At 35.0% G+C, this 12,172-nt stretch carries 10 protein-coding genes and 1 pseudogene; 7 read left to right on the top strand and 4 right to left on the bottom strand.

Annotated features, from left to right (window positions below):
- The first annotated feature begins 1 nt into the window (after window position 1).
- Window positions 2-925: a ribose ABC transporter substrate-binding protein RbsB gene (gene rbsB / locus J4P91_RS09310; protein ID WP_017149979.1), complete on the top strand. Its 924-nt coding sequence runs from the start codon at window positions 2-4 to the stop codon at window positions 923-925.
- A gap of 34 nt (window positions 926-959) precedes the next feature.
- A complete protein-coding gene (gene fsa, locus J4P91_RS09305; RefSeq protein WP_207993798.1) occupies window positions 960-1,607 on the top strand; it encodes a fructose-6-phosphate aldolase in 648 nt (215 codons plus the stop codon).
- A gap of 93 nt (window positions 1,608-1,700) precedes the next feature.
- Here the strand turns inward: fsa and J4P91_RS09300 are convergent.
- Window positions 1,701-2,488: pseudogene (locus tag J4P91_RS09300) on the bottom strand (helix-turn-helix domain-containing protein).
- Window positions 2,489-2,888: 400 nt separating this feature from the next.
- Between J4P91_RS09300 and J4P91_RS09295 the strand changes: the two are divergent.
- Window positions 2,889-3,299, top strand: coding sequence for an RDD family protein (locus J4P91_RS09295; RefSeq protein ID WP_207993797.1), 411 nt, complete (start codon window positions 2,889-2,891; stop codon window positions 3,297-3,299).
- A 137-nt stretch (window positions 3,300-3,436) separates the two neighbouring features.
- On the opposite strand, the gene J4P91_RS09290 is transcribed toward J4P91_RS09295, so the two are convergent.
- Window positions 3,437-4,591 (bottom strand): MFS transporter, encoded by a 1,155-nt coding sequence (locus J4P91_RS09290; protein ID WP_207993796.1) that lies wholly within the window; start codon window positions 4,589-4,591, stop codon window positions 3,437-3,439.
- A gap of 226 nt (window positions 4,592-4,817) precedes the next feature.
- On the opposite strand from J4P91_RS09290, the gene bdhA reads away from it, so the two are divergent.
- From bdhA to J4P91_RS09270, 4 genes are all read left to right on the top strand, one after another.
- On the top strand, window positions 4,818-5,870 hold the full coding sequence (bdhA, locus tag J4P91_RS09285; RefSeq protein ID WP_207993795.1) for a (R,R)-butanediol dehydrogenase: 1,053 nt from the start codon (window positions 4,818-4,820) through the stop codon (window positions 5,868-5,870).
- Between the two features lie 347 nt (window positions 5,871-6,217).
- Entirely contained in the window at window positions 6,218-7,069 is an 852-nt protein-coding gene (cerA, locus tag J4P91_RS09280) for a phospholipase C (protein ID WP_207993794.1), read from the top strand.
- Window positions 7,070-7,265: 196 nt separating this feature from the next.
- Window positions 7,266-8,438 carry an amino acid deaminase/aldolase gene (locus J4P91_RS09275; protein WP_207993793.1) on the top strand — a complete coding sequence of 391 codons (1,173 nt, stop codon included), beginning with the start codon at window positions 7,266-7,268 and terminating at the stop codon, window positions 8,436-8,438.
- Entirely contained in the window at window positions 8,426-9,727 is a 1,302-nt protein-coding gene (locus J4P91_RS09270; RefSeq protein WP_207993791.1) for a D-arabinono-1,4-lactone oxidase, read from the top strand. The genes J4P91_RS09275 and J4P91_RS09270 overlap by 13 nt, the downstream gene beginning before the upstream one ends.
- 15 nt (window positions 9,728-9,742) lie before the next feature.
- Here the strand turns inward: J4P91_RS09270 and J4P91_RS09265 are convergent, their stop codons facing one another.
- Together J4P91_RS09265 and J4P91_RS09260 are read right to left on the bottom strand one after the other, a co-directional pair.
- On the bottom strand, window positions 9,743-10,894 hold the full coding sequence (locus tag J4P91_RS09265) for a VanZ family protein (protein ID WP_207993789.1): 1,152 nt from the start codon (window positions 10,892-10,894) through the stop codon (window positions 9,743-9,745).
- Window positions 10,895-11,067: 173 nt separating this feature from the next.
- Complete coding sequence (locus tag J4P91_RS09260; protein WP_207993787.1) at window positions 11,068-11,370, bottom strand: antibiotic biosynthesis monooxygenase family protein; 303 nt, start codon at window positions 11,368-11,370, stop codon at window positions 11,068-11,070.
- Window positions 11,371-12,172: the final 802 nt, after the last annotated feature.

Below are 12,172 nucleotides of genomic sequence, written 5' to 3'. Positions count from 1 at the left end.
CATGAAAAAATGGTTGCTTGTACTCGTTGCATTCATAATGGTAATCACTGCTGGTTGTTCAATGGAACCACCGGAATGGGCGAAGGATTCTAGCGATAAAGGTCGAAATAAAACTATTAAAGTTGGATTTTCTGTTTCCACTTTAAACAATCCATTTTTCGTTACGTTGAAAAAAGGTGCAGAAAAAAAAGCGAAAGATACTGGTATTGAGCTGATTGCTGTTGATGCACAAAACGATGCCGCGAAGCAAACGAACGATGTCGAAGACTTAATTCAAAAAGGCGTTGACGTAGTTGTTATTAATCCAACAGATTCAGATGCGGTTGCCTCAGCGGTAAGTGCGGCCAATGCGGCGAATATTCCTGTTATTACAGTAGACCGCGTTGCAAACTCAGGGAAAGTTGTTTCTCATATTGCTTCCGATAATGTTGAAGGTGGAAATATGGCAGGGGAATACATTCGTGAACTTGTTGGTGAAGGAGCAAATGTTGCTGAGTTAGAAGGGATTCCTGGATCATCCGCTGCTCGTGAGCGCGGGAAAGGATTCCATAAAGTTGCGGATAAAGGGTTAAAAGTAGTTGCAAAGCAAGCTGCTGACTTTGACCGTGCCAAAGGATTATCAGTTATGGAAAACATATTACAGGCAAATAATGATATAAAAGCAGTATTTGCTCATAACGATGAAATGGCATTAGGTGCGCTTGAGGCATTAAAATCTGCTGGGAAGACAGATGTCGTTGTTGTTGGATTTGATGCAACAGACGATGCTGTGAAAGCGGTTAATGATGGACGTATGGCAGCAACTGTTGCACAAAAACCGGAATTAATCGGGGAGAAGGCGATGGAAACAGCAAAACAGGTGAAGCAAGGTAAAAAAGTGGAAAAATTCATTCCGATTGAATTAGAGCTTATTAAGAAAAAATAAATATAAAATGAAAATTAGGAAGGAAGAATAACAAATGAAATTCTTTATTGATACAGCAAACATTAATGAAATTAAAGAGGCAAATGAACTAGGCGTATTAGCAGGCGTTACAACAAATCCATCACTTGTAGCAAAAGAAGGCGTAGATTTCCATGAGCGTATTCGTGAAATTTGCAGCGTTGTAGAAGGACCTGTAAGTGCAGAAGTAATTAGCTTAGAAGCAGATAAGATGATTGAAGAAGGAAAAGAATTAGCAAAAATCGCTCCAAACGTTGTTGTAAAAGTTCCAATGACAAAAGAAGGATTAAAAGCAGTAAAAGCATTCTCTGATTTAGGAATTCGTACAAACGTTACGTTAGTATTCTCAGCAGTACAAGCATTACTTGCAGCGCGCGCTGGAGCAACATATGTATCTCCATTCTTAGGTCGTTTAGATGATATCGGTCATAACGGTATAGATTTAATTCGCCAAATTGCTGAGATCTTTGCAATTCACGGTATTGAAACAGAAATTATTGCAGCATCTGTACGTCATAGTGTTCACGTAACAGACGCAGCATTAAACGGTGCACATATCGCAACAATCCCAGCGAATGTAATTGGAGCATTAGTGAAACATCCGTTAACAGATCAAGGGATTGAGAAGTTTTTAGCGGATTGGGAGAAAACACAAGGAAAATAAATATAATAAAAAATCACAACTCACTTGTTTGGGTTGTGATTTTTTATCATATAGAAAAGCTCATGAGTTTTTTAGTTGAATGGTGTGGTACTGTTAAAAATCATTCACCATTTTTCTCACTTTCTTTCTAAGTTTAAAAAATAAGCGATTACTATGTTCTTCATTTTCCACCAGAAGTTTATATGTTTCTAATATTCCTGCTGTGCGAATGAAAATGTAGACACCAACAGCAATTAAAGCTACAAAAAACGGATAATACGGTACTAAAAATCCTGAAGTTATATTTTTCTTTCTAACAAAAACGGTATTCCACCCGCTACAATTGAACAAACTCCAACTATCATTACTGGAGTATACTTCCTCTTAATAATTTCATACCTCGCTGTCAACTCTTTAAGAAAGTTTTGGTCAAATATTAATACTTCTTTTTTTAGTATTTTATATCTATTATCTTCTATAGATACACATCCCAAAATAGTTCCAATACCAAGGACAGCAATAATAATGATAAGGAATGTATAAATTGCTGGATCCTGTTTAAAAATCAAATATGGTACGGTAGATAAAATAAGTAGGCTAAACCCTAAAGCAATATATTTAGAAATTTTTTGTTCATTTAACAAGTACCCTTCTGCCATTTCTCTACTTACATAATATCCTGGTTCATTTTCATGGCTTTGTTCAATCGTATCTTTTAACAAATAATCAACAGATACCCCGAAAATATTTCCAATCATTAGAAGTTTTTCAGTTTCAGGAAACCCCTGCCCATTTTCCCATTTACTAATAGCCTGTCTTGTAGTGTTTAATTTTTCAGCTAATGCCTCTTGAGAAAGGCCATTTTCTTTTCTTAACTTAAAAAGCTTCTCACCAAACGCCATATATATAACCCACTTTGTTTTGATAACTAAATTGTATGTAAATATTGCTCTCTATTCTATCTTCTGAGAAATGCATTTTGTAAACTTATGGTTGCACTTACGTTATATAGAGTGTATTTTTGGATAATTTAACTGTATAACCAATATTTTGAATTTTCAAGAGCTAAAATTACCTAATACCACGTTATAAAGATTTTGAAAAGTAGGTCTATCAAATGCTGTAGGGAAAAGAAATATTTCCAAGGAAATTGTCGAGGTATATGTAATGGTTATTCAATTTCTATTAGAAATGATAGGAGAGTGATTGTATATAGAGATAAGGTCGGTTATATTTAAGATTAAACATCCAGAAAACTTTTACTTATAAAGAGGAGATGGTTTCAAAAGGAGAGGGAGCAACATGTATGAAAAGGAAGCAGCAGGATTTGGGAAGAGATTTTTAGCCTGTCTTGTTGATGGGTTACTGTTTGTTCCTATTTATACTATTTTGTTAATTTTATATGTATCGAAGTCTCATACGGAAATGATAGTAAATATTTTACACTTTTTATATTTCCTAATTGTACCTGCTATATGGCTAGGATTCACAGTAGGAAAGAGAGTGATAGAAATCCAAATTATTCGTATAGATGGAGAAAAAATTACATTATGGACTACATGTAAGCGTCATTTGATAGCTGTAATTGTATATACTCTTACATTAGGAATTGGATTTATTATAAGTGCATTTATGGTAGGTTTACGTGAGGATAAAAGAGCAATTCATGATTTTATTGCTGGAACACAGGTGATAGAGATAGAAGAGGAATAGAAATAGAAGGTAATATATATTGAGATATTTGATATATACGGATACATAAGGCGAATGGATATGCTACAGCATATGTCCTTGATACAAAGTGCTTTCAGTAAATAAGTTACCTAAAAATAAAAAGACAATGATGGAATCTAACCCATCATTGTCTTTTTTACTTTTCCTCTCACATAAATCATGGAAGCAAATGTTAGTAAGCATGCAGTTCCAATTACAAAGCTTACGCTAGGTGATGCTCCGATTGCTCCAACTGTAAAGGATCCAGCGACAACGCCTAATGAGAAGAATGCGTAAAATAATCCGAATGCCTTCCCGCGTTTATCTTCAGTTGTATTTTCAACAAGTAAAGCATTAATAGATGGGAAGAGGATGGCGAATCCAATTCCGTAAATCATCATAACAACAAAGAGCATTCCTTTTGTTGTAAATATACCAAGTAATGATAAGGCAAGTGCCATAACTGCAATACCGATTAGCATCATTTTTGAACGGTCAAAGCGATCATAAATACGATTTGTTGGTAGCAAGAAGAAGAGGATGGCAGTGATCCCAAATACACTTAGCATCATGCCTGTTGTGGATGCTTTGAGTGCCAATGCTTCTACTTTTACGGGTAACATATATGTGACGATTCCTTGTGAAAACATTAATGTAAAAGCACCAATATATGCTTGTAATAATGGTTCGGATTTTAGTAATCCTATCATATCTTCTTTGTTCATCATTTGAGTCCGTGAAGTATCTTTTCTAGTCACATTGTTTGGTAACAAGAAAAGGGATACGATTGTACCGAATACCATTAAGATAGAAATAGTCACAAAGACCCATTCTACACCTGCAGTTGCTTTCATAATTCCACTGAAAGCAGGGCCGACGATAGCAGCTGTTCCGACAGCGGCACCAGATAGTGCCATTGCTTTTCCTTGTTTTGTAGATTTCGTTTGTTTAGATAGGAAAGTAAAGGCTGCAGGGATTAAGAAGCCATCACTAAATCCGTGTAAAAAGCGAACGATAAGTAATTGTTCGCCGCTCTGAACAACGGTATACAATAATACTATGAGACTCGTAATTCCCATACTTATATAGAGTACTTTCTTTGCTCCAAATTTATCAACAGATGCACCTGCGATAATATTGCCAATCATATTGGCAAACGAGTACATTCCTACAACAAGACCGATAATAAGAGGAGTTCCTCCGAGGCTTTGCGCGTAAGTACTCATAATAGGTAATTGTGAAAATGTATCTAAAAACGCTACTATAACAATAAAATAAATGAAATATTTCAAGCGATGTTCACCTCTCCTCTGCTATTATGGCATAATGCGAATTTCCCCTGCAATGAAATTGAATTAACAGATGTGGAAAAAAGTACAAAGTGACAAAAAAGTGAACTTTTCTGTTAAAATTTAGTGAAATTCAGATTATTTTTTTGAAATATATGGATAGAAGTACTATAATAGATTGGTAAACTTCACCAGGTTAAGTATATATACATAGAGAGGGATGCATAAAATGAAAGCATTACTTTGGCATAATCAACGTGATGTAAGAGTAGAAGAAGTTCCAGAACCAACTGTACGACCAGGAGCAGTGAAAATCAAAATTAAATGGTGTGGTATTTGTGGAACAGATTTACATGAATATTTAGCAGGACCTATTTTTATTCCAACAGAAGAACATCCACTAACACATGTGAAAGCACCTGTTATTTTAGGTCATGAGTTTAGTGGTGAAGTTGTTGAAATCGGTGAAGGTGTTACAAATCATAAAGTAGGGGACCGCGTTGTTGTAGAACCTATTTATTCTTGTGGTAAATGTGAAGCTTGTAAACATGGTCATTATAACGTTTGTGAACAACTTGTTTTCCATGGTCTTGGTGGCGATGGAGGAGGCTTCTCTGAATATACTGTAGTACCAGCAGATATGGTTCACCATATCCCAGATGAAATGACTTATGAACAAGGAGCACTTGTAGAACCAGCAGCAGTTGCAGTTCATGCAGTGCGTCAAAGTAAATTAAAAGAAGGCGAAGCTGTAGCGGTATTTGGCTGTGGCCCAATCGGACTTCTTGTTATCCAAGCTGCTAAAGCAGCAGGTGCAACACCTGTTATTGCAGTTGAACTTTCTAAAGAACGTCAAGAGTTAGCAAAATTAGCAGGCGCTGATTACGTATTAAATCCAGCAGAGCAAGATGTGCTAGCAGAAATTCGTAACTTAACAAATGGTTTAGGTGTAAATGTTAGTTTCGAAGTAACTGGTGTTGAAGTTGTACTTCGTCAAGCAATTGAAAGTACAAGCTTTGAAGGACAAACAGTGATTGTCAGCGTATGGGAAAAAGACGCAAAAATCACTCCAAACAACTTAGTATTAAAAGAAAAAGAACTGGTTGGTATTCTTGGATACCGTCACATCTTCCCATCTGTTATTAAATTAATTAGCTCTGGTCAAATTCAAGCAGAGAAATTAATTACGAAAAAAATTACAGTGGATCAAGTTGTAGAAGAAGGATTTGAAGCGCTCGTAAAAGATAAAAATCAAGTGAAAATTCTTGTTTCACCTAAATAATATATAATATAGAAGAAAGTAGTCTTTTTCTAGAAATAGAAGGAGGCTACTTTTTTTATGCATAGAAAGGTGCTAGACTTCCCTGTGAAAAATTAGCTTGAGTATAAAGGGAGAGTTGTATGCTTTATTGTTTACAATATTTTAGCTGTTTCTTTTCAGAAAATTAATATGCGTTTACTACAATGCAAATAAATCATATCATCCATAGAATTATAATGATATGAACATTTGCATAATTTATTTTCTCAATAGAAATGAGTAGAAAGGTAGGATATTTTAATCATAGGTTAACAATATGACCTGAATTACATATTCAAAGTAAATTAAATATAAACGGAGGTTTTCATATGAAAAAGAAAGTAATAGCCTTAGCTGCAGCTATTACGTTAGTAGCGCCCTTACAAAGTGTAGCATTTGCACATGAAAATGAGGGCGGAAATAAGATAAGAGTAATTCAATATTGGTCTGCTGAAGATAAACATACAGAGGGTGTAAACTCCCATTTATGGATTGTTAATCGTGCGATTGATATCATGTCTCGTAATACAACGATTGTAAAACAAGATGAGGTAGCACTATTAAATGAATGGCGTACAGAGTTAGAGAATGGGATCTACGCTGCTGATTATGAAAACCCTTACTATGATAATAGTACATTCGCTTCTCATTTCTATGATCCTGATTCAGGGAAGACATATATTCCTTTTGCTAAGCAGGCAAAAGAAACTGGTGCTAAATACTTTAAACTTGCTGGTGAATCTTATCAAAAGCAAGAGATGAAACAAGCATTCTTCTATTTAGGTTTATCACTTCATTACTTAGGAGATGTCAATCAACCGATGCATGCAGCGAACTTTACCAACCTTTCTTATCCACAAGGTTTTCACTCCAAGTATGAAAATTTTGTAGATACAATAAAAGACAATTATAAAGCGACTGATGGGAATGGATATTGGAATTGGAAAGGCACAAATCCTGAAGATTGGATTCATGGAGCGGCTGTAGCTGCCAAGCAAGATTATGCTGGCATTGTAAATGATACTACAAAAGATTGGTTCGTGTGGGCAGCTGTATCGCAAGAATATGCTGATAAATGGCGTGCAGAAGTTACACCAGCAACAGGAAAGCGTTTAGTGGAAGCACAGCGTGTAACAGCTGGATATATTCAGCTATGGTTTGATACATATGGAAATCACTAGAATGGTCGGTTAGTTCTTGGCTGAAAACATATACGGATAATGATTATTCCGATCATTATCCAGTAGAGGCAACTATTTCTATGAAATAATTAAAAAAGTTTCTTCGTAAAGAAGAAACTTTTTTGTGTTTAGATACAGGAAAATATGAGTTTCTTTCCAATATGTATAAGACATATATGGAAGGAGAGAGGAAAGTGTGGAGCGTAACATATTTCAGAAGGTTCCCTTACCATGTGCATTTCTTGATGAAGAAGTACTAGAAAGAAATATTCAATCGATTGTTCAATTGTGTGAAGGAAAGAAAGTCCGTATTGCAAGTAAATCGTTACGATCTGTTCCGGTCATGAAGCGAATTTTAGCTTCTAATAGCTGTTTTCAAGGCATTATGTGTTTTTCACCACGAGAAGTGCTATTCCTAATAAAACAAGGCTTTAATGATTTGTTGCTTGGATACCCTGTATATGATGAACAAGCATTGCAAGAAATTAGTTTGCTTACAAAACAAGGGTTTTCTATTACGTGTATGGTAGATTGTGAGGCACATATTGTTTATTTAGAAAGAATTGCAATGCAGACAGGTGGATGGTTTCGAATATGTTTTGACATTGATATGAGTAGTCGTTTTTTTGGTCTTCATTTTGGTGTGAGACGCTCTCCGTTACGAAAGGTATCTGAAGTTGTAGAGAGGGTAGAAAAGATTACAAAATCTTCATTTTTACAAATAGATGGCTTGATGGGATATGAAGCACAGATTGCAGGGGTAGGAGATCGTGTACCAAAACAAGGATTCAAAAATAAAGTTGTTTCTTATTTAAAAAGAAGATCTGCATTTGAAGTGATGAAACGAAGACAGAGCATTGTACGAGTATTGCAAGAAAAAGGAATTATACTTCGTTTTGTAAACGGAGGAGGCACAGGAAGTATAAAAACGACAATACAAGATGAATCTGTCACAGAGATTACAATAGGCTCTGCTTTCTACTCTCCTAAACTCTTTGATTATTATAAAGATATTAGATTTGAACCAGCTGTTGGTTTTGCTTTGCCGATTGTTAGACAACCGGAACCTCATATATATACTTGTCTAGGTGGTGGATATATTGCTTCAGGAGCAGTTGGAAAAGATAAAGAACCTATGATTTGGGAACCAAGCGGGGCAAAGTTGTTAGCTTTAGAAGGAGCTGGCGAAGTGCAAACACCTGTTTATTATGATGGTTCAGAGCATATGACGGTTGGAGATTTCATATTGTTTCGTCATAGTAAAGCTGGTGAATTGTGCGAGCGCTTTTCATCGTTACATCGCGTCGGAAAGGGAAAAATAGTAGGAGAGTATTCAACTTATCGGGGGGATGATCAATGTTTTCTGTAACAGGGAAGAAATGGAGAAATTGGACAGGAAATGTAGAAGGTACTCCGCAATATACGATGTATCCAAAAAGTATACAAGATGTAACTGAAGCGGTGAATTTTGCAAAAGAAAAGGGAAAGAGAATTCGTGTTGTTGGTTCAGGTCATTCATTTACACCGCTTGCTCAAACAGAGGAAATTCTTCTTTCGCTAGATGAACTAAAAGGAATTTTGAGTGTGGATTCACAATCATTAATAGTGGAGGTATGGGCTGGAACAAAATTGTCTGATTTAGGACGAATATTACAAGAAAAAGGCTATGCGCAAGAAAATTTAGGAGATATTGATTCACAATCTATTGCAGGGGCTATTAGCACAGGAACACATGGAACAGGGATTACATTTGGAAGTTTAGCGACGCAAGTTGTGGAAATTACCGCTGTTCTTGCCTCGGGTGAAATGATTGTTTGTTCTGAGAAAGATCATCTTGAATTTTGGAAAGCATTTCAGTTATCGCTCGGTATGCTTGGGATTATTGTAAAAGTGAAATTAAAAGTCATCCCAGCTTATTCACTTATCTATGAAAGCAAAAAGGAATCGTTTTCTACTGTAATGAACAGACTGGAAGAATATAAACAACATCGTCATTTTGAATTTTTTGTGTTTCCGTATTCAGATGATGTCCAAGTGAAAATTACAAATGAAACGACAGTTAAAGGTATGGATTTGAAGTGGCATAAGTTAAAGACAGAGCTACTTGAAAATATAGCTTTTTCATTATTATCTAAAGGATGCAAGCTGATTCCTTCTATAAGTAAAGGGGTTAGTAGGTTGTCAGCAAAGGCAGTACCGAATGCGAAAACAATTGGACCGAGTTATCAAGTGTTCGCAACCTCTCGTAATGTTCCTTTTTATGAAATGGAGTACAGCATCCCTGCTCAGCATATGAAAAAAGTAGTAGAAGAGATTCATAATCACATTCAAGAAAAGAGGTTTCACGTGCATTTCCCCATTGAATGTCGTTATGTACGAGGAGATGATATATGGTTAAGCCCCGCATATGAAAGAGATTCAGCTTATATTGCTGTGCATATGTATAAAGGTATGAAATATGCTGCGTACTTTACAGCGATAGAACATATTTTTCAAAAGTATGAAGGACGTCCGCATTGGGGAAAAATGCATACAATGGGATATGAACAATTACAACTCGTTTATCCTAAGTTAAACTCTTTCTTGGAAGTTAGAAGAGAGATAGATTCAATGGGGATGTTTTTAAATCCGTATTTGTCAAAAATGTTTTCTATTTAAGAAAAAAGCTGACAATTATTTGTCAGCTATTTTGAATGTGATTGCATTTCTTGTATGGCTTATATGCTCATAAAATAATAATTTATCTCGACTAAATACATGTAATAGGACATGTATAATGAAGAGACCATTAATTGAGAACATAAACAGTAATATAATGAGCATAGTTAATGGATTAGTCTGATTCAATATGGAACTACTAGAGAGAATATAGTTCATTCCACCTAAAACAAAATAGAACAGGCCGTAACGAATAAATAATTCTTTAATGGTAATGCGCTCATTTTTACCTTTTATGTGAATACGAAGCAACGCTTTACCAATTGTTTTTCCGTTCGTTAAATACGGAATGACGATGAAATAAATAAAGACCGCACATATGGTGAAAATAAGTTCATATAGATTGGTATAAGACTGGATACTAGAAATGAAAATAGAATTCCCTTTATTTTTTATAACTGGTACAACAATGGATAAGAAAATCCAATCAATTTGCAGTGCGATTAGGCGGCGAATAAATCCAACAGGTTTCGTAGCTAAATCGACATGTGCATCTAATTCATTTGATTTAGGAAGGAAGTACGTGAATACCGGTGCAATGAAATAACCCACTGCTCCTCCTAGTGTATTTAAAAATAGATCGTCGACATCAAATAAACGATACGCACAATTATATATACCGTACAATCCAGTTACTTGTGTCACTTCAAAAAATAGTGAGAGACAAAGTGAAAAGAAGATCGTTTGTAAAAAACCAAGACGGAAATAGTAACGTAAATATATGCCGAATGGAATCGTTAACAGGGCATTAAATGCGACCTGTAAAAAGGCAGATTCTTTTAATAAGTAGAAATAGGTGGTAGGCTTTGCCAATATTGCTGCTGTATGATTACTAATTTCTTGAATGAAATAAAATGGTGCAAGCTGAACGTGCTGTGTGTTAGCTGGCTGCAAGCTACATGTATCATAAGTTTGTGGCAGCGGTAAGATGACAAGAAAATAAGCGTTTAATAGGTACAGAAGTAAAGAGTATAAAATAAATGAACGCCATTTATTTAAATAACCATATTTTCTGTAATTAAATATTAAAAATGGAATCAATAGAATCATTGCTAGAAATGGAAATATAATAAATGCTGTTTTAATTGGAAATAAATAAGCTGTCAAAATGTGGCTCCTTTCGAAAAATTCGGGTTCTATTATAATCTTAATAAAATGTAAAAGCAAATTTTATTTTTAGAGACCGAATAACTTCGATAGGTAAGCGTGATAAATAAGTGGTTGGTGGAGAGTAGGATAGGTAAAGAAGAGCCTTACTGCAATTTTGCAGAAGGCTCTTCTTAGTTCGAGTATTTGGCATGCGTAGCATTTGATTTTGAAGAAAGGATGTAGCTTTGGAATTGTTGCTTCCATGTCAAAGTTGTGTTTTCCTTTTTTTGAGAAATCCACTCGCGATAATCTTGTTGTGTTTTCCATAACATACGAATCATATACTCGTTCCCATATTGGGTCCGTTTCATACGGGAAAATTCTAGATTAATAAATCCACAAGATCCAGAATTTGGGTAGTACTGCTTTAGAGAATGTATAATTTTAGTTTCATAACCAAGTTTAATATGAATGAGTTTTGTAACAATAAACATGATTGCACCCCTTTTGTATTATTAATAAGAAATTAGAGTGAATATCCTGTCTCAGTCATAACATGTGCAATCCCTCCTTGTTATTCTTACGAGGTTAGGGTATGTTTGCGATATAGATCCATCTCGTTCGTAATTGATTTAGTAATGCGTGACACATTAAATATTATACTATTCTGAAAATTAAAAGTAAATAAAAGGAAGACGACAAATTTTTTATTTCGCTATTTACGAACAGTAACACTCGTGCCTCAAAATTTAGCGAAATGAAAGAAGTTAGGTGGTGGATGGAGCCCCGCAGATTCAAGCTTCACTTTATAAAAAAGAGCGGTCCTAGTAATAGGACCGCTCTTTCGTTCTTATAGGAAATAGTAGTAAGTACACCCACGATGACACGATAGAAGGAGAAATATTTTAAAATATAATAAAATTGTTCCATTGTTTCCGTCTTGTTATAGTTCTCTAAAAAAGATAACTTGTCTATTATAACAAAAGAATAATTTCAAATTGATGAGAAATCAAAAAAAATAAAAATTTGCCATCAAATGTAAAGAACAATGAGAGTTAAACTATATAAATCTATTTCAATTTTTCAATATGTAGGTCGCTGCTACGAAGAAGAAAAAATGACCTGCACTCGTTTTCTTTTTCTTTTTCAGCTGGGTAATAGAGGAAGGAAAGAATCTGCCGGTTTCTATGCATGACTGGATGCTCTCTCCCGCCTAAAAGAAAGGGATTATGTCAGTTTTTTAATTTGGATTAATATAATTTGTAGCAGGTTGTCATACACTGTCAAAAGACTAAT

The sequence above is a fragment of the Bacillus sp. XF8 genome (genome assembly GCF_017498755.1).
Lineage (GTDB): Bacteria > Bacillota > Bacilli > Bacillales > Bacillaceae_G > Bacillus_A > Bacillus_A bingmayongensis.
Note: the sequence above shows the minus strand (reverse complement) of the source record. Positions and strands in the feature narration are given on the sequence as shown.

Coding starts and splice junctions, on each gene's coding strand:
- J4P91_RS09270 (WP_207993791.1), top strand. CDS start 8,426: ATGTTTTCTGTAACAGGGAAGAAATGGAGAAATTGGACAGGAAATGTA.
- J4P91_RS09260 (WP_207993787.1), bottom strand. CDS start 11,370: ATGTTTATTGTTACAAAACTCATTCATATTAAACTTGGTTATGAAACT.
- rbsB (WP_017149979.1), top strand. CDS start 2: ATGAAAAAATGGTTGCTTGTACTCGTTGCATTCATAATGGTAATCACT.
- bdhA (WP_207993795.1), top strand. CDS start 4,818: ATGAAAGCATTACTTTGGCATAATCAACGTGATGTAAGAGTAGAAGAA.
- fsa (WP_207993798.1), top strand. CDS start 960: ATGAAATTCTTTATTGATACAGCAAACATTAATGAAATTAAAGAGGCA.
- J4P91_RS09295 (WP_207993797.1), top strand. CDS start 2,889: ATGTATGAAAAGGAAGCAGCAGGATTTGGGAAGAGATTTTTAGCCTGT.
- cerA (WP_207993794.1), top strand. CDS start 6,218: ATGAAAAAGAAAGTAATAGCCTTAGCTGCAGCTATTACGTTAGTAGCG.